This window comes from Limnoglobus sp., from assembly GCF_059499385.1.
In genome coordinates this window covers 1-24,569 of record NZ_JCABYM010000078.1, presented here as the reverse complement: position 1 = coordinate 24,569, position 24,569 = coordinate 1, and the positions used below count along the sequence as shown (strand labels likewise).

The window sequence follows — 24,569 nt, the reverse complement described above, 5'->3', positions numbered from 1 at the left end:
TCACTTCATCGGCGGCGTCTGCCCGACCGTCGGTGGTACTTGCGCGGCCGGCGGCGTCCCGCCCGCGGGCTGGACGGCCGACGGCTGCGCCGCGGTCGGTTGGTTCTGGCGGTTCACCTCGTCCACCATTTCCTTCACCGACTTCTCGTGCTTCCACTTCGACGGCGGGCCGTTTAGCAGCACCTTCGGGTCGGCTTGCTTGCACAGCACCGCGAACATCTTCGGGATCTCGGCCGTCAACTTCAGGTCGTAGGCTTCCTTCTGGAGTGCCTCTTTCACCTGCTCCATCTTGACCTTCGTGTCGGCCGGGACGTTCCTGAGCAGCTTCATCACCATGAAGCCCTGGTTCGTCTCGAAGATTTGGCTGACCTCGCCTTCCTTCAGTGCGAACGCGATCTGCTCGACGACTTTGTCCTTGTCGTCGCCGATCTGGAACCGGGCGATCGGCTTGATCTCGCCGCCGACGGACGCCAGCCCGGCGTTCGCCTGGCTGCGGGCCACCCGGTCGAACTCGGCCTCGTTGTTCCGAATCTGCTCCCACGTCTGCTGTACGGACCGCAGGTTGTCCCCCTTCGGGAAGATGATGATCTTCACCGCCCGCTTCTCGCCGTAGTCCCGCTCGAACAGCCGCTTCAGGTCGTCCTCGGTCACCTGGACGTTCTTCTCGCACATCTTGCCGAGGATCAGCCGCGGCCGGACCACGTCCTCCATCCACTCGTAGAACGTCTTGTTGTATTTCGGGAGGATCAGGTTGATGAAGTCGTCCTTGCGGATCGGCGGGTTCGAGATTTGCAGGTCGGCGGCGAACGCGGCTTCCATCTCCTGTGTCGTCACGGTGATGCCCCGCTTCTTCGCCTCCTCCTCGATGATCATCTTGTTGACGAGCAACTCGACCTTCTCGTGGCCGCCGCGGGCGATGAGGAACTCGGCGAGGTCGGCCCGCGTGACCGGGACGGTCCCGTAGATGTACGCGACCGGCCGGCTGCCGTAGTCCTTCGTCTTGGAATCCACGAGCGTCGGCTCGGGGGCCGGGGCGGGCGGCGGCGTCTGGGTGATCCCGCGGCCGGCCCACACCCCCGCCACCAACACGGCCGCCACGAGCGCGCGGCGGGTCCACTTCGTCTGCATCGGGTTCCCCCTTGAGCGAAATTCGACTGAATTCGGACGCGGGGAATACCGACAGGCGGCGGGGAACGCAAGGGAAAAGTGGCTCGACTTCCGAAGTCCGGCTTCGACTTCGGAAGTCGATGGGGGCACGACGACAGAAGCAAGAATCGAGCTACGCCGCAGAGGACCGACGGCGTCCCCGCGCGGGATCGACTTCCGAAGTCGAAGCCGGACTTCGGAAGTCGGGTCGCTGAACCCGCCGGAAGTTCGCCAGCACCCGCGGCAGCACCGCGTCCCACGCGAACGCAGCGGCCCGTGCGGGGCCGTTCGCGGCCAGCCGGCGGCTCTCGGCCGCGTCCTCGAGAAGCTCCCTCACCGCGGCGAAGAACGCGGCCTCGTCGTTCGCCTTGCAAATCCAGCCGCTCACGTCGTGGTCCACGATGTCCCGGCTGCCGGGGGCGTCGGCCACGACCGCGGGCAACCCGGCCGCCAGCGCCTCGGCCGTCACGCACCCGAACGTCTCCGACGCGCTCGGGAAGAAGAACACGTCCGCCGACGCGACCGCCGTGCCCAGTTCCGGCTGCCCCAGTCGCCCTGCGAAGATCGTCCGCGGCAGTCGCTTCCGCATCGCCGGCTCTGCCGGGCCTTCGCCGACGATCAGGCTGCGGTGCCGCACGCCCGCGGCTTCCAGCCGGCGGACGACGTTGGCCCATAGCGCGAGGTTCTTTTCCCACACCAGTCGGCCGACGAACAGCACGACCGGTTCCCCGTCCGCGACGCCGTGCGCCCGCCGCCACGCGAGGGATCGCTTCGCCGGCGAGAAGTCGGCGAGGTCCACGCCGAACGGGCTGACCACGAACCGGCCGGGGATGCCGTGCGCCGTCAGCTCGTCCGCCACCGACGCGGCCGGGACGTGGACTTCGGTACATCGTTGGTAAAACCCCCGCTGCAGCCGCCAGAGGAACGGTTCGAGGAACCCGACGCCGTAGTGCTTCGCGTAGGCGGCGAAGTTCGTGAAGTGCGTGGCCACGACCGGGACGCGACGGGCGTTCGCCCACCGCACCGCCGACCGGCCGAGCAGGTCCGGCGTGGCGACGTGAACGAGCGTCGGCCGAAACCTCTCCAAGTCCCGCCGCGCCGCGGCCGACAGCCGGAACGCCAGCCGGTACGGCGTCCCGACCACCGGGACCGACGGCGACGACACCAGCGGAAAATCGTGCCCCATCACCCGCGGCCCGGCCGCGGCGTAAACGCGGACGGGGACGCCGTGTGTTCGCAGGTACTCGACCTGCCGGTGCAGGGTCAGGGAAACCCCGTCCACGACGGTGTCGAAGTTCCCGGTCACGACGGCGACGCGAAGGGTGTCCATACCCGTCTCGTGTGCAGCTTTCAGACCGCGCAGGGTCGCGGGGCCGGTTTGTACCCTGCCCGTGGCGTCCGGACAAGTTGGAAACCGACCCCCACGACCCGCGCTACTCACCGCTTCTTCTTCCGCGCCCGGCGGTAGTCCGCCGCGCGGAGCGCCACCACCCAGCTCCGGTCCGCCTTCCGCAGCACGAGGCCCTCCGGCTCGCCGCCGGCGTCGCCGTCGAGCCGACACCGGGAGGTCGGCAACACTTCCTCCAGGAACGTCCGCGTCGCGTCGATCGTCCGCGGCAGGTCCGGGGCCGGGAACCGGGCCACCCGCGGCACGAGCTTCAACCCGTGCGCGGCCGCGAATTCCTGCAACTCGTCTTCCGGTAGAAACGGCAGGCCGCTCGCGTCGCCCGACTCGTCGTCGGGGACGCGGGCCACGTCGAACACGCGGAAGCCGAGCGCCCGTTTGCTGGTGTATTGGGGGCCGGCGGGGGACGCCTTGCCGCCGAACACCTCGCCGAACGCCACGACGGGTCCGGGGATGGCGGGCAAGGCGATCGCGTCCGCGAGCGGCCGCACGGCCTTCACGATGCCGCGGGCGGGGTTGGCGACGAGGTCGCCGGACGCGAACAGCCAGTCGGTGCGGTCGCCGATGAGGTAGCCGTCGGGCAGCAGGACGAGGCGGGCGTGGGCGCCGTCGATCTTCTCCGTGGCCAGGACTTCGCCGGCCGGGCGGTTGGGCACGTCGAGCAGCTGGCCCGTGTCCGGGTCGCGGGCGTGGTACGGCGGAACGTCCGGGTACCGCACCCGGCGGTTGAGGCGGACGAGGTCGGTCGTCCGCAGCGAGCAATGCGTCGGCATGGGTCACTCTCCTCTCGGCCCGGCAGTGGGCCGTCGGAGAAGAGGGGGCCGCGAAACGCCGGGTTCGGGCAAGGAAGTGGTCGGTTGTCGGGTGGACTCGCCGTTACGATGGCGTTACATTGGGGGATGAGAAAATAATGAACCCGAGGCGGAACTCACCTTCGCACTCGCCCGTCTCAGGTTCACCGACTCCCCTCACCTCAGGACAACTCGCATGTCCCGTGAAGTCGCGTGTCCGAATTGTCAGTCGCGGTTGAAGGTTCCCGAAGGCACGGCCGGCAAGAAAGCCCGGTGCAAGAAGTGCAAGTACTCGTTCCACATCCCCGGCGAGCCGACGGCCCCGGTGGACCCGGTGGACGACTCGGAACACCTGAGCGTCATCGACTCGCCGTTCTCGTTCGCCGCCCCGGCCCCGGCGAAGGAGCCGGCCAAGAAGGAAATCCCGCCCCCGTCCAAGGAAGTCAACAAGAAGCCCGGCGCTTCCCCGGCCGCGGGCGACAACCCGTTCGCCGTCGCGACCGCCGCCGCGACGGACGACCCCACGCCGATCCCGAGTAAAGAACCTGGGTCCAAGTCGAAGTACCAGAAGAAGGCGGAGCCGGCGGCGAAGAAGTCGTCGTACCGCGGCCCGAAGCCGGCCGCCGGCGGCGGGGGCAAGGGCCGGACGGTCCTGTTCCTGTTCGCCGCCCTGCTCTGCGCGGCGGGCGGGGCGGGCGGGTTCCACGCCTTCACCGAATACCAGAAGTCGAAGGAGTCGAAGCCGGCCGCGACCCCGGTGGTCGCCGCCGCCCCCGCGCCGGAGCCGCAGCCGGTCGCGGAGAAGCCGAAGGAAGAGAAGGCCAAGAAAACCGACGACCGGGCGCGGAAGGCGAACAAGGAAGCCGACAAGGTCGAGCCGGCCGCCGCAGGCGCGCCGGCGGACAAGCGGGACGCGGCCCCGCAGGCGAAGCGCGGCGGGCCGAAGGTGACCGGCGGGCTGAAGCTCCCCGCCCCGGCCGCGAAGCCGACGCCCTACGAGAAGGCGACGGCCACGATTCCCCTCGACCACGACGCGAAGGCCGTCAAGCAGCTGATCCTCGGCGGGTCCGAAGGGCCGGTCATCGTCGTCGTCCGCCGCACGTCCGACGGCCTCGGCGGCATGGGCCGCAAGGACACGCTCGACCGGTTCGCCCTGAACACGAACCGCAAGATCGACTCGACTGTGATTCCCGCCGACGCCGTGAAGGGCTACCCCCGCGCCGGCGACATCAGCCCCGGCGGCGACCGGTACGCCTACGAGCACCCGGCCGGCAAGCTGTCGGTCGCGCAACTCGGCACGGACACGAAGCTGCTCGACGGCCTCGCCATTTCTGATGACGAGAAGGAAAAGCACCCCGGCATCGCGGCCCTCTACTTCCTGACGGACGACAAGGTCGCCGTCGTGACGACGGCCGGCGTCGTCGAGACGTGGGACATCGCGGCGAAAAAGAAGGTCGCGTCCAGCGAGCCGATCCCGGCCGCGGCGAACCTCGCCGACAAGCGGTCGCTGGCCCTCCACCGGCACCGCGACCCGGAGAAGGCCACGCTCTTCGCGTTCGCCGGCGGCGCGATCCACGCCGTCCACCCCGGCGGCAAGCCGACGCTCGCGTTGACGTTGCCGAAGGCCCCGAGCGAGGGGCTGGCGCTGGCCGTGGACCCGAGCGGCCAGCGGCTGGCGGTCGCGTTCCGCGCCACCGACCCCGGCAACCACGTCCGATTCGTCCACGCCCGCGTCGGCGACCCGAAGCCCGCCGCCGACCAGCCGCTCGACGCCGATCTCGGCACGCCGACCCTCGCCGAGTGGACCCGCCCGGAGACGTTCACGTTGCTGACGGACAAGGGCGTCGGGTTCGCGTTCGACGCCGAAGCGAACGTGCTGATCGCCGGGCTTCGCACCCCGGCCCCCACGCACGTGGTCGCCGACGGGGTACGGCACTGGGTACTACTACCGAACGCGGCCGACGCGAAGAAGGCCGTCCTGGTGAACGTGACCGTCCCGCCGGAGGGGTACTCACAATCCCTGACCGGGGCGAAGTGGCAACCGTTCTCGCTGGCGATCACGGCCGACGGGACGGCGAAGTAGCGCCCGACTTCCGAAGTCCGGCTTCGACTTCGGAAGTCGATCCCACGCGGACCGAGCGTCCCGTTGCAACGGCGCGTGTGGCGAGCCGAGCGGCGTAAGCCGCCGGGTGTGGGGCGCTCACCCGACGCCTTGCGGCGTTCGGCTCGCCGATGCTTTGTAAGATTGTCAGTGCCCTTCGGACTTCCGAAGTCGAAGCCGGACTTCGGAAGTCAGGTGGTTCGCCTCCTCGCCCAGATTTTGCCAATTTTCCCCCACCCCCGCCCAAATCCCCGTTCCGGCCCCGCGAATACCCCTCTGACACCTTCAATTCGGGTGCCAGCACGACCGACAAGCCGGTCGCATCTCAAGGGGAGTGACGAGTCCATGATAAAGAAACTGCTGCTGGTGGCGGTCGTCGGTGCGGTCGCCTTCTCCGCCCTCAAGGGCACGAAAATCTTCAGCTACGCCAAGCAGGAAGTGGCGAGCGTCGGCGAGTGGGTCGATTCCCAAATCCCGACGGAGAAGAAGATTCAGCAACTCCGCAAGGAAGTGAAGCAACTCGACAAGGACATCGACAAGGCCCAGACGGCCCTCGTCGCCGAGATCGTGGACGTGGAGCGGCTCGCGAAGGACGTGGCCGCCATGAAGTCCGAGGTCTCCGGGGAAGAGAAGAAGGTCCTCGCGATGGGCGAGAAGCTCAAGGACGCCACCGCGAAGGTCAGCTACGGCCGGTTCACGGTGTCGCCGGACGAGGCGAAGCAACTGCTGCACAGCGACGCGAAGCGGGTCGTCGCCCGTAAGACGACGCTGACCAGCATGGAGCAAACCCTGAACGCCCGCGAGCGGATCAAGGACGCGCTCCAGAAGCAAGTCGAAGGGCTTCGCCGCAACAAGCAGGAACTGGCCGTCGCGATCGACAAGCTGGAGGCGGAGTACAAGGTGCTCCAGTACCAGCAGATCGAGAGCAAGTTCCAGGTGGACGACACGCGGCTGGCCGGGGTCAAGCAGTCGCTCCGCGACCTGCAACGGGACGTGGACATCCAACGGCAGAAGCTGAAGATGGCCCCGGCCGTGATGGACGACGGCGCGCCGGTCACCGGGCTGAGCGTGGACGAAATCCTCGCCCCGCTGACGAAGGCGGCCGAGAAGAACGACGACTGACCCACGTGTGGGGAAGCGAAAAGCCCACGGACGTTCGTCCGTGGGCTTTCTTGTTTTCTGCTTTCGGGCGAAAGCCCGCCGACGAACGTCGGCGCGGGACTACCCCGCCATCTCTTCGGTGATGTTCGAGTTCGTGTAGACGTTCTGCACGTCGTCGTTGTCTTCCAGCACGTCGATCAGCTTCAGCACCTTCTTCCCCACTTCCGTCTCCACGTCAGCCAGCGTCTTCGCCAACTGCGTTAGCTCGGCCGTCGTCGGCTCGTAGCCGGCGGCCTTCACCTTCTCCAGCACGGCCGTGAACGCCGTCGCGTCGGTCGTGATCTCGTAGGCGTCGCCGTCCTTGCGGAAGTCGTCCGCCCCGGCCTCCAGGGCCGCTTCCATCACCTTGTCCTCGTCCGGGTGCGCCTTCGCGTCCAGGACGATGAGGCCCTTGCGGTCGAACAGGTAGCCGACGCAGCCGGGCTGGCCGAAGTTGCCGCCGTTCTTCTCGAACATGACGCGGACCTCGTTCCCGGTCCGGGCGCGGTTGTCGGTCAGCGCCTCGACCAGGATCGCGACGCCGCCGGGGCCGTACCCCTCGTAGGTCACGTCCTCGTAGTTGACGCCCTCGAGTTCGCCGGTCCCCTTCTTGACGGCCCGCTCGATGTTGTCCTTGGGCATCGACACCGACCGCGCCTTGTCGATCGCGTACCGCAGCCGGAGGTTCGTGTCCGGGTCGCCGCCGCCGTTCTTCGCGGCGATCATGATGTACCGCGCGAGCTTGCTGAACAGCTTCGCCCGCTGCGCGTCCTGCTTGCCCTTGCGGACGGCGATGTTCGCGGAGTGACTGTGGCCGGCCATTGAAATCTCGGGTGTCGGGTTTCGGGTATCGGGTTTCGCAGCGGGTAGTTCGGGGTGGTCGTCAAACGGCAACGGGTATCGAGTCCTGGCAAATAGCGACCCCGAGGGGTCATCTTATCTGCGAAACCCGATACCCGAAACCCGACACCCGCCTCGGATCAATCTTCCGTCAACCCCTGGAAGTTCCGCATGACCAGGTGGCTGTTGATCTTCGACACCAAGTCGAGGGCGACGCTAATCACGATCAGCAGGCCCGTGCCGCCGTAGAAGCTGGCGATGCGGTAGTCCACCTCCAACTCGCTCGACACGATGCTCGGGATGATCGCGATGATCGCCAGGAACGCCGCCCCGACGTAGGTGATCCGCATGAGCACCTTTTCCAGGTAGTCGGCCGTGCTCTTGCCGGGCCGGTAGCCGGGGATGAAGCTGCCGTGCTCCTTCAGGTTCTCGGAGATTTCCTTCGGGTTGAACGTGATCGCCACCCAGAAGTAGCAGAAGACGTAAATGAGCACGACGTAGAACATGTTGTACAGCCAGCCGCTGCCCCGCTGGAAGACGCCGCCCAGCGAGTGGGCCCACGACGCATCGGTCAGTTGGCCGATGATGTTGAACAGGAAGCCGGGGATGATGAGCAGCGTGCTGGCGAAGATGACCGGCATGACGCCGGCCGCGTTCACCTTCATGGGCAGCACGCTCCGGCCGCCGCCGAACGTCCGCCGGCCGCGGACGTGCTTGGCGGACTGCATCGGGATGGCCCGCTTCGCCTTCGTGATCGCGATGACGCCGACGACGACGGCCACGAACAGCGCGATCAGCACCAGGAACTTCTCGAAGCTGATGTCGCCGGTCGCGCTGCCGAGGGTGAACAGCGACTCCTTGAGCTTCGTCGTCCCCGGCTCGAACAGCAGCGCCCCGGTCGCGTCCGGGATGCGGGCGACGATGCCGGCCATGATGATGAGCGAGATGCCGTTGCCGATGCCGTACTCGTCGATCTGCTCGCCGAGCCACATCATGAACAGCGTCCCGGCCGTCATGATGATGACCGCGGACAGGCCGAAGAAGAACGGCGGGTAGCCGGGTATCAGCAGGCCCAGCCCCTCCCCGCCCCCGCCCTCCGGCGACCCCGCGAACAGATATCTCACGAACATGACGGCCTGCGCGATGCAGATCGGGACGGTCAGGTAGCGGGTGTACTCGTTGATCTTCTTCTGCCCGGACTGGCCTTCCTTCCGCAACTTCTCCAGCGACGGCACGACGCCGGACGACAAGAGTTGCATGATGATCGACGCCGAGATGTACGGCATGATGCCGAGGGCGAAAATGCACCCGTTCGACAGGTTGCCGCCGGAGAACATCGACACGAACCCGAACACGCGGCCGAGCGTGCCGGAGGAGCCTTCGTCCATCTTCCGCTGGAGTTCCGCGTGGTTGACCATCGGCAGCGGGACGTAGTACCCGATCCGGTACGCCGCGAGGAACAGTGCCGTAATCATGATCTTCCGCCGCAGCTCCGGGATGCGGAAGATGAGGAGCAGTTGCTCCGGGGCGAGGCCGACGAGGGCGAGGACGATGCCGGCGATGACGGCGGCGTAGGCGACCGGGAAGCCGAGGATCGGCAGGCCGACGTTCGCGAACGTCAGGGCGATCCCGGTGACGAGGAGCAGGGTTCCGAGTGCCAGTGCGGGCCGTCGCCAGTTCATGGGAGTTCCTTTTCGGTCATAGCAGTAGGCACACTCCGTGTGCCGTCTGCTTCCTGTCGCAGTAACGGCATACGGGCGTTGTCACCCGCAGGAAACGGCACACGGAGTGTGCCTACTACTTTGAACGCACGCGGGGCGGGCAGTCGTCGGCCGGTCGGCCGCGTCCGCCCGCCCCGTTCGGTCGCAGGTCGTCGTGCTCGGGCGGGCGTTACTTCGCGGCCGCGTCCGGCTTCTTCTTCTTGGAGTTCTTCCCCTGCCCCATCTTGTTCCGGACCGGCTTCTTCGGGCCGGCGAGCAGCTCGACCGTGCCGCCCTTCGCCTCGATCTTCGCCTTCGCGGAGGCCGAGACGTGGTTCGCCTTCACCGTCAGCTTCTTCGTCAGGTCGCCTTCGCCCAGGATGCGGAGGGCGTCGAACGTGCCGACGAGGAGCCGCTGGTCCTTGAGCGCGGCCATGTCCACGGTCGCGCCGTCGGCGAACTTGTTCAGGTCGCCGACGTTGATGACGGCGTTCTCCTTCTGGAACATGCCGTTGGAGAACCCGCGCTTCGGTAGCCGCCGGTGCAGCGCCGTCTGGCCGCCGGTGAACAATGCGCCGGGCAGCCCGGCCCCGGCGCTGGCGTACTGGCCCTTGTGCCCGCGGGACGCGGTCTTGCCGTGCCCGGAGCCGACGCCGCGGCCGACCCGCTTCTTCAGTTTGCGCTTCTGGACGCCGTGCGAGAGCGTGGTCAGGTCCATTAGAGTTTCACTCCCCGCAAGGCGGCCACTTCTTCCTTGGTCCGCAGTTGTTGAAGCCCGTTGATCGTCGCCTTCACGAGGTTGATCGGGTTCGTGCTCCCGTGGACCTTCGTGAGGATGTTCGCGATGCCGGCCGCTTGCAGGACTTCCCGCACGCCCGGCCCGGCCTTCAGCCCGGTCCCGGCCCCGGCCGGCACGAGGATGACGCGGCTCGCGCCGTACTTGCCGATGACCCGGTGCGGGATCGAGTCGCCCTTGAGCGACAGCTTCTTCGCCCGCCGGGCCTGTTGTTCGCCTTCCTTGATCGCCTTCTCGACGGCCGGCGGAACCTCGTTCGCCTTGCCGTACCCGAAGGAAACTTTGCCTTGCTTGTCGCCGACGACGACGAGGGCGTTGAAGCTGAACCGCCGGCCGCCCTTGACGACACAGGCGGACCGCTTGATCTTCACGACGAAATCGACCATCCCCTGGTCGCGGGAGTCGCGTTCGCCCCGGTCGCCACGTTCTCTAGCCATGTTGAACCTCTGGTCACAGGACGCGCGGCCCTGGGAATCTCGTCATCTATGTCGTTTCTTGCCGACCGTCACCTGGCAACCAAGGAAGCGATTCAATCCGACTCACTTCGCCGTTTGCCAAGCTCAGCCACAGTTCCCACACCAGCGATCTCGGAACGCCCCGCAGGTGACGGAACGGGCAATCTGGTTCGTCGTCGCACCACCAGATCAAAATTCCGTCCGCGTGAGCTTCGAGCAACCACCCGCTATCGTGTCGAACCCAAGCACTCGGGTGCAAAGGGTCAAGACGATCTAACTCGTCAAATACTTCGCGAACCCGCTCGGTAGTAGGGTCCGGATCACAACCACCCATCCGGTCGGTGATTGAAAAGCTCACCGATCAACCTCGTGTGAAAGCTGTTACGCCTTCGCGGGGGCTTCCTTCTTCTTGTCCTTCTTGGCGTCCTTCGCGTCCGGGGCCTTCGCGGGGGCTTCCTTCTTCTTCTCTTCCAGCCCGGTACACTTCAGGCCGGCCTTCGTCGCCGCCTGCGCGAGCGCCTTGACGCGGCCGTGGAACCGGAACGCGCCGCGGTCGAACGCGGCCTCGGTGATGCCCTTCGCCTTCGCCTTCTCGGCGATCTTCGCGCCGACCTCGGCCGCGGCCGCCACGTTGCCGCCGTACTTCAGCTTGCCGTCTTTCGCGTTGCTCGCCGCCGCCGCGATCGTGACCTCCGCGTCGTCGTCGATGAGCTGCGCGTAAATCTGCAGGTTCGTCCGGTGGACCGACAGCCGCGGCTTGGTGGCCGTGCCGTGGATCGCCTTGCGGACGCGGTACTTCCGCCGTTGCGTCCGGACCGCCTTGCTCTTGTGTGCGTCCATTGTCTACCCGGTCGTGTGTGCGTGGGTCGGTTACTTGCTGCTCGCGAAGGACTTGCCTTCCTTGCGGCGGACCGTCTCGTTCTCGTACCGGACGCCCTTGCCCTTGTACGGCTCCGGCTTCTTGCTCGCCCGGACTTCCGCGGCGAACTGGCCGACCTTCTGCTTGTCCGGCCCGCTGACCACGATCGTCGTCGGGTCGGGCACGGCCACCGTGATCTGGTCGGCCGGGTCCGGGACGTGCAGGATGCGGTTGGCGAACCCGACGGTCAGCTCGACGCCCTTGTTCTTCGCGGCGGCCTGGTAGCCGACGCCCTCGATTTTCAGCCGCTTCTCGTACCCCTTGCTGACGCCGGTGATGAGGTTGTTCACCAGCGCCCGCGTCGTGCCGTGCAGCGCCCGCGACGGCTTCGTGTCGTCCGGCCGCTCGACGGTGATCTGCTTGCCGTCCGACGCGACCTTGATGGCCGGGTGGTGCGTGAACTGGAGCTTCCCCTTGGGGCCTTCGACCTTGATCGTGCCCTTGTCGATGCTCACCTTCACGCCCGCCGGGATCGCGACAGGCTGCTTGCCGATACGAGACATTGTCCGAATCTCCGAAGGCTTAACCGGCGCGGGGCCGGGGTGCAGCCTTGACCTCGTGTGAATCACCAAACGGTGGCGATCAACTCGCCCCCGACCTTCGCCTTGCGGGCCTGGCGGTCGCTCATCACGCCCTGGCTGGTGCTCAGGATCGCGATACCCAGGCCGTCGAGGACGCGCTTCACGTCCTTGTACCCCTGGTACACCCGCTGGCCGGGGGAGCTGGCCCGCGCGATGTGGCGGATCACCCGCTCGCCGTCCGGCCCGTACTTCAGGAAGACCTGCAGGACGACGTGCGCCTGGCCGTAGTCGCCGGTCTCCTGGAACTCGTTGTGGCCGTCGCCGTTCTTGGCGTACTTGCCCACGCGGAAGCCGAGGATGAAGCCCTCGTCTTGCAGTACCTTGGCGATGGCGGCCTTGAGCTTCGTGCCGGGCATTTCCACGGCCGGCCGCTCGATGGCGCTGGCGTTGCGGATGCGGGTCAGCATGTCCGCGATCGGGTCGGTCATCATGGGTGGGGTTCTCCGATCGCTTACCAGGAGGCCTTGCGGACGCCGGGAATCATGCCGCTGCTGGCCAGGTCCCGGAAGATGATCCGGCAGACGCCGAACTTCCCGAGGACGGCCCGCGGGCGGCCCGTGAGCTGGCACCGCTTGCGGATGCGGATGAGGTCGCGGGGGCGAAGGAGCTTCGCCTTGTCCCGTTGGTCCTCGGGCTTGGCCAGCTCGGCCTTGTGGGCCGCGAGGGCCTTCATCTCGTTCTTGTAGCGAACGCGCTTCGCCTTCGTTGACATCGTCAGGCTCTCGTGGGCGGCGTTCCGGTTCGGGACGCGGGGTACTCGCCCGCGGGAACCGGCCGTTCCGATGAATCGTCATTGGTCTTTGGTGATTAGTATTGGTTTTTTCCAATCACTAATCACCGATCACCAATCACGGGTTTAAACTTCCCGGAACGGCATGCCGAATTGGCGGAGCAGTTCGCGGGCCTCGTCGTCGTTTCGCGTGCTGGTGACGAACGTGATGTCCATCCCCTGCGTGAAGTTCACCTTGTCCGGGTCGATCTCCGGGAAGATCAACTGCTCGGTGATGCCGATGCTGTAGTTCCCGTTGCCGTCGAAGCTCTTCGGGTTCACGCCGCGGAAGTCCCGGATCCGCGGGAGCGCCACGTTGATGAGCCGGTCGAGGAACTCGTACATCCGGCGGCCGCGGAGCGTCACCCGGCAGCCGATCTCGTACCCCTGGCGGAGGCGGAACTGGCTGATGGCCTGCTTCGCCTTCCGAATCTGCACCTTCTGGCCGGCGATCAGCGTCAACTGCTCGGCCGCGACCTTCATCTTGTCCTTGTCCTGCAGCGCCTTGCCGACGCCCATGTTCAAGACGATCTTCTGCAGCTTCGGCAGGCTGAACACGTTCTCGCGGTTGAACTTCTTGCCGAGGGCCGGCAGGATTTCCTTCGCGTACTTCGCGTGCAACCGCGGCTGGGCCAACTTCGGCTTCGCGGCGGGGGCGGCGGGTGCGGCCATGTCTGTTCTCGCTTCTCACCGGTGGCAGGCGAGTGTCGGACGAACCCGGTTCGTCGGACCCCGCCCTCGGTCGAGGGTGGTTAAGTTACTTCTTCTTCGCGTACTTCGGGTTCGGCTTCGCCAGCGTCCGGAGGGTCGTGCCGCTCTTCTTGGCGATCAGGATTTTGCTCCCGTCGTCCAGGTACTTGACGCCCACGCGGGTCGGCTTGTTCGTCGTCGGGTCGATGAGCGCGACGTTCGACGCGTCCACCGGCATCTCCTTCGACAGCCGGCCCCCTTGCGGGTTCGCCCGCGACGGCTTCAGGTGGCGGTAGACGCGGTTAATCCCTTCCACGACGACCTTGTTGTCCTCGCGGAGGACGCGCAGCACCTTGCCCCGCTTCCCCTTGTCGTCGCCGGCGAGGATTTCGACCGTGTCGTCTTTCCGAATGAACATGGCTGCTCCGAACCCGCTGTCTTGTAGGGCGGGTCAAGGCTTTGCGCCGACCCGCCGCCGCACTCGGTCGCCCCGGCGGGTCGGCGCAAAGCCTTGACCCGCCCTACGAACTACACCACTTCCGCCGCCAGACTCAGAATCTTGCTGAACTTCGCCCGCAGCTCGCGGGGGACGGCCCCGAAGATCCGCGTCCCGCGGGGGTTGTCGTCGGCGTCCAGGATGACGAGCGCGTTCCGGTCGAACCGGACGTAGCTGCCGTCCTCCCGGCGGGTGGCGACCTTCGTGCGGACGATCACGCCCTTGACCACGTCGCCGGGCTTCACGTCCCCGCCCGGCAGCGCCTTCTTGATGCTCACCTTGACGATGTCGCCCAGGTACGCGACGCGGCGCTTCGACCCGCCGAGCACCTGGATGCACATCACTTCCTTCGCGCCTGTGTTGTCGGCCACGTCCATGTACGAGTACATCTGAATCATCGGTCTGCCTCACTCCGGGCCGCGTCCAGGCGCGACGGTTACTTCTTGGCGGTGTCGATCGTGCCGCCGGGCACGGCCGCCTCCAGGCCGGAGAGCGTCCGGCTCGGGGCCTTCGTGACGACCCGGACGAGCGCCCACCGCTTCGACTTCGACAGCGGCCGGCTCTCCACGATCTCGACCGTGTCGCCCAGGTGCGACTCGTTCTTCTCGTCGTGCGTGTAGCAGACGGTCCGCTTCTTGATGAACTTCCCGTACTTCGGGTGCTGCACCCGGCGGGCGACCTCGACGCGGCGGGTCTTGTCGTTCTTGTCCCCGGTGACGATGCCGAGCAGCTTCCGCGGGCCGGGGCCGGCGGGCTTCTCGGGGGCCGGCGTGTTCGTCGTGGTCGTGTCCGCCATCGGTTACTTCCCCTTCGCGGCCGGCGGCATCTTGCGAGCGGCCAGGCGTTCGGCTTGAATCGTCGCGATCCGTTGAATCACCCGCTTCGCCTTCCGGCGGCCGACGAACGGCTTCCCCTCGGCGACCTCGTTCTTCTCGGCGAGGGCCACGGTCTTCGCCAGTTGGTCGTCCGGCAGCTTCGCCTCGGCGGCGATCTCCCGCTTCCGCTGCTCGGTCTTGATCCGGGCGATGTCGGCCTTCGCCTTGCGGATCTCCGACGGCGTCTCCAGCCGGTCGGTGGCCGACTGGAATCGGAGCTTGAACAGGTGCTTTTCCGTCTCGGCGAGCGAGAGCTTCAGCTGCTCGTCGTTCTCTTTTCGGAGGTCGGCCGGTTTCATCGCGGTGGGTCCCAAGTCTGTGGGGTGGGCATCGCCCACCGTGATCTCCGACCGCCTCCGAGGCCGGTGGGCAATGCCCACCCTACGAAGCCGGCCGATTCATCTTCAATTACACGTTCGGCCGTCGCGCGACGAACCGGCACTTGAACGGCATCTTGTACGCCACGCGGGCGAGGCAGTCGCGGGCCGCTTGCTCCGGGAGGCCGCCGACCTCGAACAGGATTTGCCCCGTCCGCACGACCGCCGCCCAGTATTCCGGCTCGCCCTTGCCCTTGCCCATCCGCGTTTCCGCCGGGATGGACGTGACCGACTTGTGCGGGAAGACGCGGATGTAGTACCGGCCTTCGCCGGACACGAACCGCGTCACCGTCACCCGGCCGGACTCGATCGACTCGGCGGACAGCCAGCCGCCCTCGAGGGCCTGCAGGCCGTAGTCGCCGTAGGCGACGTAGTTGCCCCGGTGGGCGTTGCCCTTGATCGCGCCGTTGTACTTCCGCTGGGCGACGTTACCCCTTGCGACGCCGCGCTGGTTTTTTCTGAACTTGACCCGCTTGGGCATCAGTGGCATCGTTAATCTCCCCGGTCACGAAGTCGCCGTTGTTCACCCAAACCTTGATCCCGATGTTCCCCTGCGGCGTCACGGCCTCGGTGAACCCGTAGTCCACCTTCGCCCGCAGGGTAGACAGCGGGATGCTGCCGTTCATGCCCTTCTCGCACCGGGCCATTTCCGCGCCGCCGAGGCGGCCGGACAGTTGCACCTTCACGCCCTTCGCGCCGTTCTCCATCGCGCGGCCGAGGGCGTTCTTGATCGTCCGGCGGAAGCTCGCCCGCTTCTCCAGCTGCTCCGCGATGTCGTGGGCGATGAGCGTCGGGTCGATCTCCGGCCGGGTCACCTCGATCGTCTTGATCTCGATGTGCCGGCGGACCAACTTCTCGAGCGCCTTCGTCAGCTTGTCGATCTTCTCGCCCTTCTTGCCGATGATCGCCCCGACCTTGCTGCTGTACACGATCACCGTCACCCGCTCCCGCGTCCGCTCGATGCGGATGTCCGAGATCATCGGGCGGGATTCCTTGCGGTCCAGCCCCCGCTTGAGGTACTTCGGGATGAACGCGCGGATCGTCTGGTCCTCGACCAGCAGTTCGGCGAAGTCCTGCTTGCCGGCGTACCACGCGCTGCGCCACGGGGTCATGATGCCCACGCGGAAGCCGGTCGGTCGTACCTTCTGACCCATCGCTAACCCTCACGTATCAAGCAGGCGGCGGGCCGGCCTTCGCCGGCCCGCCGCCGGTGTGTCGTCGTTACGCCGTGGCCGGCTGTTCCGCCGGCTGGGCCGCGGCCTTCTTCGCCTCTTCCGCCGCGATCGCGTCCTCCATCGCCGCCATGTCCGTGACGGTGACGTGGATGTGCGCGAGCCGCTTCAGGATGGAGAACGCCGTGCCGCGGGCGCGGGGTTGAATCCGCTTGTACATCGGGCCGTCGTCGATCCGGCAGACGGTCACCACGAGGTCGTCGAGGTTGCGGCAGCCCTTGTCTTCCGCGTTGCCGACGGCGCTCTTGATGACGGCCTCGATCAGCCGCGCGCCGCGGTTCGGGCGGAACCGGAGCTGCTCCAGCGCCTCGTCCACGTTCTTGTTCCGGACCAGTTGGGCGAACGGCCGCATCTTGCGGGCGGTCACGTCGGCGAACCGGTGGGTGGCGTTGTAGATCATCGCGTCTGAACCTTTGTGCCGTTACTTGCCGGGGGCGGCCGCGGCCTTCGCCTTGCCGCCGCTGTGCCCCTTGAACGTCCGCGTCGGCGAGAACTCGCCGAGCTTGTGGCCGACCATTTCCTCGGTGACGTACACCTTCACGAACGCCTTGCCGTTGTGGACCTCGAACGTCGTGCCCACGAAGTCCGGCAGGATGGTGCAGTCGCGGGCCCACGTCTTGATCGGGGCGCGGTTCGTGCCCTTGCCCTGCTTGGCGACCTTCGCGGCCAGCCGCTCGTCCACGTACGGGCCTTTTTTGATCGACCGGCTCATCCGATGCCTCTCGTTCGCGTTCGCCGATGGCGGACGGAATATGCTACTGACCGCAACTCGCGTGGCCAGTTGTAATCGCGTCGCGGCGGCGCGGAATTCGCTTCAGTACCGGGTACTCAGTACCCGGTACTCAGTACCCAAACTAGCCGTTGTGCGTCTGGAACGGCCCGGCCGGGCGACGCCGGACGATGGCCTTGTTCGACGGCTTCCGCTTCTTCCGCGTCTTGCCGCCCTTCGCCATGATGCCGCTCGGCGAGCACGGGTGCCGCCCGCCCTTCGACCGCCCCTCGCCGCCGCCCATCGGGTGGTCGACCGGGTTCTGGCTCGTGCCCCGGTTGTGCGGCTTGCGGCCCATCCAGCGGGCACGCCCGGCCTTGCCGAGGCTGATGTTCATGTGGTCAGGGTTCGACACGCTCCCGAGCGTCGCCCGGCACTTGTCGCTGACCCGCCGGACTTCGCCGCTGGGCAGCGTGATGAGCGCCTGCCCCTTGTCGCGGTTGCCGAGCGTCGCCGAGCAGCCGGCCGAGCGGCAAATCTGCCCGCCCTTGCCGGGGGTCAACTCGACGTTGTGAATCGTCATGCCGAGCGGGACCTTGCTCAGCGGCATGCAGTTGCCGATCTTCGGCTCGGCCGTCTCGCCGGACATCACCTTGTCCCCGGCCTTCAGGCCGTCCGGGGCCAGGATGTACGCCTTCGTCTTCGTCTCGTCCGCGTACTGGATCAGCGCGATCCGGGCCGACCGGCACGGGTCGTACTCGATCGACAGCACCGTCGCCTCGACGCCGTCCATCTTCCGCTTGAAGTCGATGATCCGGTACATCTGCTTGTGGCCGCCGCCGCGGAACCGGCGGGTGACGACCCCGTGGTGGTTCCGGCCGCCCTTCTTCTTGAGCGGCTTGAGCAGCGACTTCTCCGGGTCGTTGTGCCGCGGGGTCGTACACTCGGCGAAGTCCGAGACGGAACCCGCCCGGCGGCCGGCGGAAGTCGGCTTGTAGTATTTGATGCCCATAGCGATCTCAACATGTAGGGTGGGCATCGCCCACCGGATCGGGTGCTTGCCGCCGCTCGCCGGTGGGCAATGCCCACCCTACGGTTTAGAAGAAGTCGATCTTGTCTTCTTCGTTCAGCGTGACGATGGCCTTCTTCCAGCTCGGCTGCTTGCCCTGGCTCTGGCGGAACCGGGCCTGCTTCCCCTTGCGGGTCTGCGTGCGGACGGTCTCGACCCGCACGTTGAACAGTTCCTTCACGGCGGCGGCGATCTGCACCTTCGTCGCTACCGGGTTCACCATGAACGTGTACGAGTTGTACCGCGTGCTCTGGTGCGTACCCTTTTCCGTGACCAGCGGCCGGATGATGACCTGGTACGGCCGCAACTCGATGCCCGGCGGGCCGTGCTCGGCCGGCTGGCGGTTGGCCAGCTTCCGGACGTACTTCGCGGGGCGGGGTCGTGAACTCGGCATGGCTTACTCTCCGCGAACGTCGCGGGCGTGCGGGGTCGTTACTTCTTGGTCAGGGATTCCAGGGCCGCCTTCGTCAGCACCAGCCGCTTCTGCTTCAGCACCGTGTAGGCGTTGAACTCGGCCGTCGGCAGCACTTCCACGCCGCAGATGTTGCGGGCCGACTTGTACACGTTCTGGTCGAGGCCGGCGGTCCCGATCAGCACCGTCGTGTCCAGCAGCGTGACGTCCTTCTCCTTACCGTCGGCGAGCGTCTTCTTGCCGATCTTGACCGCCTTCAGTGCGCTGGCCGCGTCCTTCGTCTTCGGGGACGCGAGCGCGAACTCGTCGAAGATCACCGCTTCCTTGTCGGCGAACTTGCTGAGGATCGCCATCCGGGTCGCGGCCTTCACCGCCTTCTTCGGCAGGTGGTACTCGTAGTCGCGGGGCTTCGGCCCCTTCGCCGTGCCGCCGCCCCGCCGCTTGTTCGTCCGCTTCGTGCCGGCCCGCGCGTTGCCCGTCCCCTTCTGGCGGAACAGCTTCTTCGTGCTGCCGGCGACCTGGCCGCGGCGGAGCGTGCTGTGCGTCCCGGCCCGCTGGTTGGCGAGGTACATCAGGACCACGTCGTGCAGCAACTGGCGGCTGATCTTGCCGCCCTTGCTGAAGTCGTTCGGGTCGATCTCGACCGTGCCGACTTCCGCGCCTTGCTTGTTGACGACGGGCACGCTGATCTTCCCGGTCACCTCGATGACGAGCGGGCGGTCGGCGGGCGTCGGTTCGGCTTCAGCGGACATGGCGTCCAACCCTTGCTCTGGTTGCGTAAAAACCGCGGGCGCGAGCGTTGCTCGCGCCTGAGCGGGAACCGACAGTTATACGGCGGGGGATCGAGTCGGCCAGCGGATTCCCGGCGGCGGACTTAGATCACGCGGATCTGGATGTCCACGCCCGGCGGCAGGCTGAGGCCCTTGTTGAGCGCCTCGATCGTCTTCTGCGTCGGCTGTAGGATGTCGATGAGCCGCTTGTGGGTCCGAATCTCGAACTGCTCGCGGGACTTCCGGTCGATGTGCGGGCTTCGCAGCACCGTGTACCGTTCGACCCGCGTGGGCAGCGGGATCGGCCCGTGGACTTCCGCGTTCGTCTGGATGGCGGTCTGCACGATCTCGGCCGCGGTGCGGTCGAGGACCTCGTGGTCGTACCCTTCCATCCGGATGCGGATTCGTTCGCTCGCCGTGCCCGCCATGCCGTACTTCCGTTTCGATTGCCGTGTTCGGTTCCCGATCTCCCGAGTCAACGCATCGGGCGGGAAAGAAATTAGTTACGGCGCGGCGGCGGGAGCGTCAAGCAAGCGTGTGAAAATCTCGCCGGATTGGCATTACCCTTGCGCGCGGCCGGCCAGCTCCCGGAGCAACCCTTCGACCCGCTTCACGTCCTCGATCGCGAAGAACCCGACCTGCCGCGTCCGCCGGTCGCCGTCGGTATCGCGGTAGCTGGACTCGTGGAGGATGACGTTCCCGGACCCGTCGGCGTTTTGCGTCCGCGAGATGCCGTTCAGCTCCGCGGGCGGGAAGGACTGAACCTTCCGCTGGTTGAGCAGCCCGTAGCTCCCCTCGAACAGGATCGCCCGGCGGTCGGTGATGACGTAGACGGTCTGCCGGGCCGCGCGGCGGAGCCAGAACGGGGCCGTGAACATGCCCAGCCCGATGAGGATGAACGGCACGCCGAACAAGGGGAAGCAGAGGTCGAAGCAGGGCGGGCCGGGGCCGCCGGCCTGCCGGGTGCCCCAGAAGGCCGCCCCGGTCCAGAAGACGGCGAACGCCGTCCACGGGATGGCGAACAGCGTGACCGGCCAGCCGGTCCGGGCGAACCGCGCCGGGTCGGGCCGGGCGACCCAGACCGGCTTCTCGTCCGAGTCGAGTTCGTCCACGACCAGTTGTTTCAAGTCGTCCGAGAGCGAATCGAGGTCCATGACTGGTCCCGCCGGGTGACACGCGGTTATTCGCCGAGCGGTGCCAAGGCTTTCGCCGCAGGGCGCTACGGTCCGGCTTGCGGCCGGTTCACGCGGATCAACCGCCCGGCCAGCGACGCCGCACCGCCGACGGCCGCGTGAATTCGGGCGGCCAGGGCGGATGAATCGGGGTCGCGGGTGCAGGCCACGATTCCGGCGTGGTTCGGGTTGGCCGCGTCCAGCGCGATGAAATCGCGGCGGTTCATCGTGAGAACGGCGCGATTGCGGTCGGTGGCTTCCTTCAGGATGTCCGCAGGATGTCCGCGTCTTCCGTGCCGACGCCCGCGAGGCCCGCTTCCACCGTTGTTACCACGTCGTGGCCGTGCGCCCGCAACTCGCGGACGGCGGGAAACGGGAAGTCCTCGTCCGCGAACAGGTCCGCCATCGGCTACGCATCCTCTTGCTCGAGGATGGTTCGCTCGATTTCTTCCCTGTGCTCGGCGTAGTACCACCACGCGGCGGCCAGGTCGGCGTGGGTGAGTTGCGGGTACAGGTCGAGAATCTTTCGGTCCGTCACGCCGTCCTTCCGGTAACCGACCAGCAGCCACACCGGGATGCGGGTGTTCGCGATGCGGGCGTCGCCGCCGCACACGCCGGGCGTCTTCTCAATGGTCGGCGTCAACACCGCGGACATGACTATTCCCCCGAGTCGGTTGTCCTCATTTTATCCGAATTGTTGCCCGCGCCGCCTCCCGCGTGAGGCTCGCCCCCGGCGCGCCGCCGCTCCACTCCCGGAGCAGCTCCTTCGCGGCCGGCGTGCCGCACCATTCGATCAGTTCCACCGTCCGCGTCCGCCGCACGGCCTCCGGCGTCTCCGCGTCCAGCACGGATAGTACCTTCCCAATCCGCTCGTGGACCTCCGGCGACGGCGTCGCCCGCTCGGCCGTTCGCAGGTCGCCCTCGATCGTCGCGGCCGCTTCCTTCAGACTCTTCATCGCCGCCTCGCGGTCGCGGAACGCCGGGGCGTCGAGCGCGGCCAGCCACTTCGCCACCTGCTCCTTCTTCGGCGCGGCCGCCGGCCGGACCTGCTCGTGGACGAACGGCACGGTCGTTTCGGCCGCGGCCGCCAGCTTCTGGAGCGCGACGAACGCCGCCTCCGCGTCGTCGCCGTGCAGCTCCTTCCAGAGTCGTTGCGTCGCCGAGCGGTCGAGCCTCGCCGGGTACTGCTTCAGCACGCCGCGCACGTCCCAGAGGTGGACCGGGGCCGTCGGGCCGAGCGTCGCCACCGTGCGGCCGTCGTCGGCGAACGCGGACGCCGTCGCCCGCTCGTTCGTGACGAACCGCGCCCGCCGGCGGCCGGAACTCACCTCCCACAGGTCGAGGCCGCGGGACGACAGCGTGGCGAGCGTCCGGCCGTCCTTCGAGAACGACGAACGGTCGAAGTAATACCACGAGACGGGAACCTCCCACCGCCGGCGGAACCGGCCGAGGTCCACCAGGACGCACCTCGCCTCCTGGGCGATCAGCACCTCGTCCGCGGCCGGGTTGAACAGCGTCCCCTTCTCGGTCGTGAACACCTTCCGCCACGCCGGGTGCGGGTCGCCGGTCGCCAGGTCGATCATCTCGCGGGCGTAGTTCTCGTACCGGAGGTACGTCGCTTTCATCGCCCACTTGCCGTCCGGGTCCGGCTGCCACGCGACGTTCGACTCCGGGAACGGGCCGACCTCCCGGCCGGTCCTCCAGTGCCAGCCACGGAACAGGTCGGTGTTGCGGGCGAACACGGTCGCCCCGTCGCGGGTGAACAGAACGCCGCCGGGGAACCGGGCGGTTTCGTGCGGCTTCGCAGCGATCACCTCGTCCGTCGCCACGCGGCGGAGTTCGAGGGCCGTGTCCGAGTGGACGGCGTAGGCGTCGCCGGCCGGCGCGTACCGCAGCTGCGTCGAGGATTGTTGCCGCTCGTGGAGGAGCTTGCCCGTCGTCGCGTCGAACAGTTGGCAATGACCGGGGCCGCCGAGGGCGAGGAACTTCCCGCCGCCGACGAACTCGAACGTCTCGGCGTTGCCCCGAAGCCGGTCGGTCGATTGCGGGAGCGGCCGGAGCGTGTTCGCGTCCCACACCGAAGCCTCGTTGTACCCGACCGTCACGACGCGGGAGCCGTCCGGCGCGAGGGCGAACGGCCGGATCGCGCCGGCCAGTTCGCCGGTGCCGGTGATCCGCTTCGTGGCGAAGTCGTAGCGGAACAGCTCCCGGTGGCGGGCGAAGAACAGCGACCGACCGTCGGCCGCGTACACCGGCTCGAACAGCTCGCGGTTCTCGGCCGCCGCCGAGTAAACGACCTGCACCGCCTCCGTCTTCAGGTCGATCAGCTCGACGCGGTCGGTCTTCGTGCCGCTGACGACGCGGGCGAGTTCGCCGCCGGCCGGGGAGAACGCGACGGCGGCGGCCGTGTCGCCGTCCGTGCCGACGGCCGACCCGATCGGCATGTTCCCGGTCGCGACCTCCCGCACCTCCGTCCAGTTCGTGCCGAACACGCCGCCGAGGAGCTTGCCGTCCGGCGAGAAGACGAGCCGCTTCGGGTCGTAGTCGGAGATCGAGAACCGGAAGTCGCCGACGACTTCGAGCGAGGTCGTGTCGAGGACCTTGACGAGGCCGCCGTACTTGAGCGCGACCCGCGCCCCGTCCGGCGACAGCGCGAAGCTGCCGGCGTCGCCCGGCAAGTCTTTCTTCGCCCGACTCGTTCCGGTCGCCGGGTCGAGTTGCTCGTACCGGAAGCCGTAGGGCGGGTCGCGGTCCTTCGTGACGACCGCGAGCCAGGCGTCGGCCCGCATGGCGCTGGAGATGACCTGCCGGGGAACGCGGGTCGTCGAGAGCCGCAGGCCGGTGTTCACGTCGGTGACGACGACGCCCCCGCCGCTGAGGCTGACCAGCTTCGTGCCGTCCGGGGTGAAGTAGACGGTCCGGGTGTTGCCGAGGTGTCGGAAGCGGGTGGACCCGATGCGGGCGACCGCGCCGGGCGGGAGGAGGACGCCGTCCGCGTCGGTTCGGACCGGCCCGAGGTCCGCGAGGACGGCCGCACACGCCAGGGTGACAGCGATCGGCGTCATGCCCCCAGCTTACCCGCACCCATACAACGATGCGAGTCGAAGTCGAGAATGGGAAAACCGTATTCACCGCGGAGGGCACATGAGGGCACGAGAGAAAACAGAAGAGAGATTTCAAACACCGGATTTTGGACTCTTCTCTCTCTTTTGCTTTCTCTCATGTGCCCTCGTGTGCCCTCCGCGGTGAAAACTGTATTCGAGGGCTTATGGAAGTCGGAACCTACTTGGTCCTGGCGGCGGCGGCGTTCGCGGCGGGGGCGATGAACTCCGTCGCCGGCGGCGGGACGCTGCTGACGTTCCCGGCCCTGCTCGGGTTCGGCGTGCCGCCGACGATCGCGAACGCGACCAGCACGATCGCGCTGTTCCCCGGCTCGTTCGCCGGGTCGTGGGGCTACCGGCGGGAGTTGCGGGCGGTCAAGAAGTTCGTCGTGCGGATGCTGCCGGTCAGCCTCGTCGGCGGCGTGTGCGGGGCGCTGTTGCTCGTGTGGTATCCGGACCAGTTCGGCAAGCTCGTGCCGTGGCTGACGCTGACGGCCGCGGTGCTGTTCCTAATCCAGCCGCCGCTGAACCGGTACGTCCGCCGCCACCAGGACGACCCGACGCCCGGCACGTCCACGACCGTCGGCGTGCTGCTGTTCCAGTTCTTCGTCGCGGTTTACGGCGGCTACTTCGGCGCGGGCATCGGCATCCTCATGCTGACGGCGCTCGGCTTCATGCACGTCGGCGACATCCACCACATGAACGCGGTGAAGACGTTCCTCGCGGCGATGATCAACTTCGTGTCGGTCGTGATCTTCGTGTACGAGGGGCTGATCTGGTGGCACTACGCGGCCGTGATGTGCGCCGCCGCCGTCGCCGGCGGCTACCTCGGCGCGCGGGTGGCCCGGAAGCTGCCGCCGGTGTACATCCGGTGGACCGTCATCGCCATCGGCTTCGGCCTGGCGGCGTACTTCTTCCTGAAGCCGAAGGCGTGATTCTTGTAGGGTGGGTCGGGGGGTGGGGGGGGCCCCCCCGGGGGGGGGGGGGCCCCCCCGGGGGGCCCAAACAAGCACCCACCCACAC

At 67.4% G+C, this 24,569-nt stretch carries 31 protein-coding genes and 1 pseudogene; 3 read left to right on the top strand and 29 right to left on the bottom strand.

Annotated features, from left to right (window positions below; translation table 11 throughout):
- The 3 genes from AC5JJ2_RS14330 to AC5JJ2_RS14320 form a co-directional block, all read right to left on the bottom strand.
- Window positions 1-1,128, bottom strand: coding sequence for a peptidylprolyl isomerase (locus AC5JJ2_RS14330; protein ID WP_495858682.1), 1,128 nt, complete (start codon window positions 1,126-1,128; stop codon window positions 1-3).
- 151 nt (window positions 1,129-1,279) lie between these two features.
- Window positions 1,280-2,476: a glycosyltransferase family 4 protein gene (locus AC5JJ2_RS14325; RefSeq protein WP_495858681.1), complete on the bottom strand. Its 1,197-nt coding sequence runs from the start codon at window positions 2,474-2,476 to the stop codon at window positions 1,280-1,282.
- A gap of 107 nt (window positions 2,477-2,583) precedes the next feature.
- Window positions 2,584-3,324: an RNA ligase family protein gene (locus tag AC5JJ2_RS14320; RefSeq protein ID WP_495858680.1), complete on the bottom strand. Its 741-nt coding sequence runs from the start codon at window positions 3,322-3,324 to the stop codon at window positions 2,584-2,586.
- A 214-nt stretch (window positions 3,325-3,538) separates the two neighbouring features.
- On the opposite strand from AC5JJ2_RS14320, the gene AC5JJ2_RS14315 reads away from it, so the two are divergent.
- Both AC5JJ2_RS14315 and AC5JJ2_RS14310 read left to right on the top strand, forming a co-directional pair.
- Window positions 3,539-5,425 carry a zinc ribbon domain-containing protein gene (locus AC5JJ2_RS14315; protein WP_495858679.1) on the top strand — a complete coding sequence of 629 codons (1,887 nt, stop codon included), beginning with the start codon at window positions 3,539-3,541 and terminating at the stop codon, window positions 5,423-5,425.
- A 363-nt stretch (window positions 5,426-5,788) separates the two neighbouring features.
- Entirely contained in the window at window positions 5,789-6,565 is a 777-nt protein-coding gene (locus tag AC5JJ2_RS14310; RefSeq protein ID WP_495858678.1) for a hypothetical protein, read from the top strand.
- A 99-nt stretch (window positions 6,566-6,664) separates the two neighbouring features.
- Here the strand turns inward: AC5JJ2_RS14310 and AC5JJ2_RS14305 are convergent, their stop codons facing one another.
- From AC5JJ2_RS14305 to AC5JJ2_RS14180, 26 genes and pseudogenes are all read right to left on the bottom strand, one after another.
- Entirely contained in the window at window positions 6,665-7,405 is a 741-nt protein-coding gene (locus tag AC5JJ2_RS14305) for a YebC/PmpR family DNA-binding transcriptional regulator (protein WP_495858677.1), read from the bottom strand.
- Window positions 7,406-7,563: 158 nt separating this feature from the next.
- On the bottom strand, window positions 7,564-8,898 hold the full coding sequence (gene secY, locus AC5JJ2_RS14300; protein WP_495858698.1) for a preprotein translocase subunit SecY: 1,335 nt from the start codon (window positions 8,896-8,898) through the stop codon (window positions 7,564-7,566).
- 415 nt (window positions 8,899-9,313) lie between these two features.
- A complete protein-coding gene (rplO, locus tag AC5JJ2_RS14295; RefSeq protein WP_495858676.1) occupies window positions 9,314-9,841 on the bottom strand; it encodes a 50S ribosomal protein L15 in 528 nt (175 codons plus the stop codon).
- Entirely contained in the window at window positions 9,841-10,356 is a 516-nt protein-coding gene (gene rpsE / locus AC5JJ2_RS14290) for a 30S ribosomal protein S5 (RefSeq protein ID WP_495858675.1), read from the bottom strand. Before rpsE ends, rplO begins: the two co-directional genes overlap by 1 nt.
- Before the next feature lie 501 nt (window positions 10,357-10,857).
- A pseudogene (gene rplR, locus AC5JJ2_RS14285) lies at window positions 10,858-11,214 on the bottom strand (50S ribosomal protein L18); the annotation flags it as partial.
- A 30-nt stretch (window positions 11,215-11,244) separates the two neighbouring features.
- Complete coding sequence (gene rplF / locus AC5JJ2_RS14280; protein ID WP_495858674.1) at window positions 11,245-11,796, bottom strand: 50S ribosomal protein L6; 552 nt, start codon at window positions 11,794-11,796, stop codon at window positions 11,245-11,247.
- A gap of 62 nt (window positions 11,797-11,858) precedes the next feature.
- Window positions 11,859-12,305 (bottom strand): 30S ribosomal protein S8, encoded by a 447-nt coding sequence (gene rpsH / locus AC5JJ2_RS14275; protein ID WP_495858673.1) that lies wholly within the window; start codon window positions 12,303-12,305, stop codon window positions 11,859-11,861.
- A 20-nt stretch (window positions 12,306-12,325) separates the two neighbouring features.
- A complete protein-coding gene (rpsN, locus tag AC5JJ2_RS14270; RefSeq protein ID WP_495858697.1) occupies window positions 12,326-12,658 on the bottom strand; it encodes a 30S ribosomal protein S14 in 333 nt (110 codons plus the stop codon).
- 72 nt (window positions 12,659-12,730) lie between these two features.
- Window positions 12,731-13,315 carry a 50S ribosomal protein L5 gene (gene rplE, locus AC5JJ2_RS14265; RefSeq protein ID WP_495858672.1) on the bottom strand — a complete coding sequence of 195 codons (585 nt, stop codon included), beginning with the start codon at window positions 13,313-13,315 and terminating at the stop codon, window positions 12,731-12,733.
- Between the two features lie 85 nt (window positions 13,316-13,400).
- Window positions 13,401-13,751: a 50S ribosomal protein L24 gene (rplX, locus tag AC5JJ2_RS14260; protein ID WP_495858671.1), complete on the bottom strand. Its 351-nt coding sequence runs from the start codon at window positions 13,749-13,751 to the stop codon at window positions 13,401-13,403.
- 110 nt (window positions 13,752-13,861) lie between these two features.
- Window positions 13,862-14,227: a 50S ribosomal protein L14 gene (gene rplN / locus AC5JJ2_RS14255; RefSeq protein ID WP_495858670.1), complete on the bottom strand. Its 366-nt coding sequence runs from the start codon at window positions 14,225-14,227 to the stop codon at window positions 13,862-13,864.
- Window positions 14,228-14,265: 38 nt separating this feature from the next.
- Window positions 14,266-14,625, bottom strand: coding sequence for a 30S ribosomal protein S17 (gene rpsQ, locus AC5JJ2_RS14250; RefSeq protein WP_495858669.1), 360 nt, complete (start codon window positions 14,623-14,625; stop codon window positions 14,266-14,268).
- 3 nt (window positions 14,626-14,628) lie between these two features.
- Window positions 14,629-15,003: a 50S ribosomal protein L29 gene (rpmC, locus tag AC5JJ2_RS14245; RefSeq protein WP_495858668.1), complete on the bottom strand. Its 375-nt coding sequence runs from the start codon at window positions 15,001-15,003 to the stop codon at window positions 14,629-14,631.
- A gap of 109 nt (window positions 15,004-15,112) precedes the next feature.
- The gene (gene rplP / locus AC5JJ2_RS14240; RefSeq protein ID WP_495858667.1) at window positions 15,113-15,571 is read right to left on the bottom strand and encodes a 50S ribosomal protein L16; all 459 of its coding nucleotides are present in this window, start codon (window positions 15,569-15,571) and stop codon (window positions 15,113-15,115) included.
- Window positions 15,510-16,235 (bottom strand): 30S ribosomal protein S3, encoded by a 726-nt coding sequence (gene rpsC, locus AC5JJ2_RS14235; RefSeq protein ID WP_495858666.1) that lies wholly within the window; start codon window positions 16,233-16,235, stop codon window positions 15,510-15,512. Before rpsC ends, rplP begins: the two co-directional genes overlap by 62 nt.
- Before the next feature lie 67 nt (window positions 16,236-16,302).
- A complete protein-coding gene (gene rplV, locus AC5JJ2_RS14230) occupies window positions 16,303-16,713 on the bottom strand; it encodes a 50S ribosomal protein L22 (RefSeq protein WP_495858665.1) in 411 nt (136 codons plus the stop codon).
- Window positions 16,714-16,734: 21 nt separating this feature from the next.
- On the bottom strand, window positions 16,735-17,025 hold the full coding sequence (gene rpsS, locus AC5JJ2_RS14225) for a 30S ribosomal protein S19 (RefSeq protein WP_495858664.1): 291 nt from the start codon (window positions 17,023-17,025) through the stop codon (window positions 16,735-16,737).
- Window positions 17,026-17,167: 142 nt separating this feature from the next.
- Entirely contained in the window at window positions 17,168-18,034 is an 867-nt protein-coding gene (gene rplB / locus AC5JJ2_RS14220) for a 50S ribosomal protein L2 (RefSeq protein WP_495858663.1), read from the bottom strand.
- An 85-nt stretch (window positions 18,035-18,119) separates the two neighbouring features.
- On the bottom strand, window positions 18,120-18,485 hold the full coding sequence (gene rplW / locus AC5JJ2_RS14215) for a 50S ribosomal protein L23 (protein ID WP_495858662.1): 366 nt from the start codon (window positions 18,483-18,485) through the stop codon (window positions 18,120-18,122).
- Window positions 18,486-18,523: 38 nt separating this feature from the next.
- A complete protein-coding gene (gene rplD / locus AC5JJ2_RS14210; protein ID WP_495858661.1) occupies window positions 18,524-19,255 on the bottom strand; it encodes a 50S ribosomal protein L4 in 732 nt (243 codons plus the stop codon).
- A gap of 122 nt (window positions 19,256-19,377) precedes the next feature.
- The gene (rpsJ, locus tag AC5JJ2_RS14205; RefSeq protein WP_149115710.1) at window positions 19,378-19,701 is read right to left on the bottom strand and encodes a 30S ribosomal protein S10; all 324 of its coding nucleotides are present in this window, start codon (window positions 19,699-19,701) and stop codon (window positions 19,378-19,380) included.
- A gap of 132 nt (window positions 19,702-19,833) precedes the next feature.
- Complete coding sequence (locus tag AC5JJ2_RS14200; protein WP_495858660.1) at window positions 19,834-20,427, bottom strand: hypothetical protein; 594 nt, start codon at window positions 20,425-20,427, stop codon at window positions 19,834-19,836.
- 65 nt (window positions 20,428-20,492) lie between these two features.
- Complete coding sequence (locus AC5JJ2_RS14195) at window positions 20,493-20,672, bottom strand: hypothetical protein (RefSeq protein WP_495858659.1); 180 nt, start codon at window positions 20,670-20,672, stop codon at window positions 20,493-20,495.
- Window positions 20,673-20,707: 35 nt separating this feature from the next.
- Window positions 20,708-20,851, bottom strand: a complete 144-nt coding sequence (locus AC5JJ2_RS14190; RefSeq protein WP_495858658.1) for a DUF5615 family PIN-like protein — start codon at window positions 20,849-20,851, stop codon at window positions 20,708-20,710.
- 3 nt (window positions 20,852-20,854) lie between these two features.
- Window positions 20,855-21,100, bottom strand: coding sequence for a DUF433 domain-containing protein (locus AC5JJ2_RS14185; protein ID WP_495858657.1), 246 nt, complete (start codon window positions 21,098-21,100; stop codon window positions 20,855-20,857).
- Window positions 21,101-21,125: 25 nt separating this feature from the next.
- Window positions 21,126-23,510 carry a WD40 repeat domain-containing protein gene (locus tag AC5JJ2_RS14180; RefSeq protein ID WP_495858656.1) on the bottom strand — a complete coding sequence of 795 codons (2,385 nt, stop codon included), beginning with the start codon at window positions 23,508-23,510 and terminating at the stop codon, window positions 21,126-21,128.
- Between the two features lie 203 nt (window positions 23,511-23,713).
- Between AC5JJ2_RS14180 and AC5JJ2_RS14175 the strand changes: the two genes are divergently transcribed.
- Complete coding sequence (locus AC5JJ2_RS14175) at window positions 23,714-24,481, top strand: sulfite exporter TauE/SafE family protein (protein ID WP_495858655.1); 768 nt, start codon at window positions 23,714-23,716, stop codon at window positions 24,479-24,481.
- The last annotated feature ends 88 nt before the right edge of the window (window positions 24,482-24,569 follow it).

Excerpts from the sequence above, each read along its gene's own strand:
- AC5JJ2_RS14305 (WP_495858677.1), bottom strand. The coding sequence starts at position 7,405 with ATGGCCGGCCACAGTCACTCCGCGAACATCGCCGTCCGCAAGGGCAAG.
- rpmC (WP_495858668.1), bottom strand. The coding sequence starts at position 15,003 with ATGAAACCGGCCGACCTCCGAAAAGAGAACGACGAGCAGCTGAAGCTC.
- rplW (WP_495858662.1), bottom strand. The coding sequence starts at position 18,485 with ATGCCGAGTTCACGACCCCGCCCCGCGAAGTACGTCCGGAAGCTGGCC.
- rpsS (WP_495858664.1), bottom strand. The coding sequence starts at position 17,025 with ATGAGCCGGTCGATCAAAAAAGGCCCGTACGTGGACGAGCGGCTGGCC.
- rplV (WP_495858665.1), bottom strand. The coding sequence starts at position 16,713 with ATGATCTACAACGCCACCCACCGGTTCGCCGACGTGACCGCCCGCAAG.
- rpsH (WP_495858673.1), bottom strand. The coding sequence starts at position 12,305 with ATGATGACCGACCCGATCGCGGACATGCTGACCCGCATCCGCAACGCC.
- rplF (WP_495858674.1), bottom strand. The coding sequence starts at position 11,796 with ATGTCTCGTATCGGCAAGCAGCCTGTCGCGATCCCGGCGGGCGTGAAG.
- AC5JJ2_RS14175 (WP_495858655.1), top strand. The coding sequence starts at position 23,714 with ATGGAAGTCGGAACCTACTTGGTCCTGGCGGCGGCGGCGTTCGCGGCG.
- AC5JJ2_RS14180 (WP_495858656.1), bottom strand. The coding sequence starts at position 23,510 with ATGACGCCGATCGCTGTCACCCTGGCGTGTGCGGCCGTCCTCGCGGAC.
- rplE (WP_495858672.1), bottom strand. The coding sequence starts at position 13,315 with ATGGCCGCACCCGCCGCCCCCGCCGCGAAGCCGAAGTTGGCCCAGCCG.
- AC5JJ2_RS14310 (WP_495858678.1), top strand. The coding sequence starts at position 5,789 with ATGATAAAGAAACTGCTGCTGGTGGCGGTCGTCGGTGCGGTCGCCTTC.
- rplN (WP_495858670.1), bottom strand. The coding sequence starts at position 14,227 with ATGATTCAGATGTACTCGTACATGGACGTGGCCGACAACACAGGCGCG.
- AC5JJ2_RS14320 (WP_495858680.1), bottom strand. The coding sequence starts at position 3,324 with ATGCCGACGCATTGCTCGCTGCGGACGACCGACCTCGTCCGCCTCAAC.
- rpsJ (WP_149115710.1), bottom strand. The coding sequence starts at position 19,701 with ATGGCGGGCACGGCGAGCGAACGAATCCGCATCCGGATGGAAGGGTAC.
- rplX (WP_495858671.1), bottom strand. The coding sequence starts at position 13,751 with ATGTTCATTCGGAAAGACGACACGGTCGAAATCCTCGCCGGCGACGAC.
- rplD (WP_495858661.1), bottom strand. The coding sequence starts at position 19,255 with ATGTCCGCTGAAGCCGAACCGACGCCCGCCGACCGCCCGCTCGTCATC.
- AC5JJ2_RS14200 (WP_495858660.1), bottom strand. The coding sequence starts at position 20,427 with ATGGACCTCGATTCGCTCTCGGACGACTTGAAACAACTGGTCGTGGAC.
- AC5JJ2_RS14315 (WP_495858679.1), top strand. The coding sequence starts at position 3,539 with ATGTCCCGTGAAGTCGCGTGTCCGAATTGTCAGTCGCGGTTGAAGGTT.
- AC5JJ2_RS14195 (WP_495858659.1), bottom strand. The coding sequence starts at position 20,672 with ATGAACCGCCGCGATTTCATCGCGCTGGACGCGGCCAACCCGAACCAC.
- rplP (WP_495858667.1), bottom strand. The coding sequence starts at position 15,571 with ATGCCACTGATGCCCAAGCGGGTCAAGTTCAGAAAAAACCAGCGCGGC.
- rpsC (WP_495858666.1), bottom strand. The coding sequence starts at position 16,235 with ATGGGTCAGAAGGTACGACCGACCGGCTTCCGCGTGGGCATCATGACC.
- rpsQ (WP_495858669.1), bottom strand. The coding sequence starts at position 14,625 with ATGGCGGACACGACCACGACGAACACGCCGGCCCCCGAGAAGCCCGCC.
- AC5JJ2_RS14325 (WP_495858681.1), bottom strand. The coding sequence starts at position 2,476 with ATGGACACCCTTCGCGTCGCCGTCGTGACCGGGAACTTCGACACCGTC.
- secY (WP_495858698.1), bottom strand. The coding sequence starts at position 8,898 with ATGATTACGGCACTGTTCCTCGCGGCGTACCGGATCGGGTACTACGTC.
- rplB (WP_495858663.1), bottom strand. The coding sequence starts at position 18,034 with ATGGGCATCAAATACTACAAGCCGACTTCCGCCGGCCGCCGGGCGGGT.
- rplO (WP_495858676.1), bottom strand. The coding sequence starts at position 9,841 with ATGGACCTGACCACGCTCTCGCACGGCGTCCAGAAGCGCAAACTGAAG.
- AC5JJ2_RS14330 (WP_495858682.1), bottom strand. The coding sequence starts at position 1,128 with ATGCAGACGAAGTGGACCCGCCGCGCGCTCGTGGCGGCCGTGTTGGTG.
- AC5JJ2_RS14190 (WP_495858658.1), bottom strand. The coding sequence starts at position 20,851 with ATGGCGGACCTGTTCGCGGACGAGGACTTCCCGTTTCCCGCCGTCCGC.
- rpsE (WP_495858675.1), bottom strand. The coding sequence starts at position 10,356 with ATGGCTAGAGAACGTGGCGACCGGGGCGAACGCGACTCCCGCGACCAG.
- AC5JJ2_RS14185 (WP_495858657.1), bottom strand. The coding sequence starts at position 21,100 with ATGTCCGCGGTGTTGACGCCGACCATTGAGAAGACGCCCGGCGTGTGC.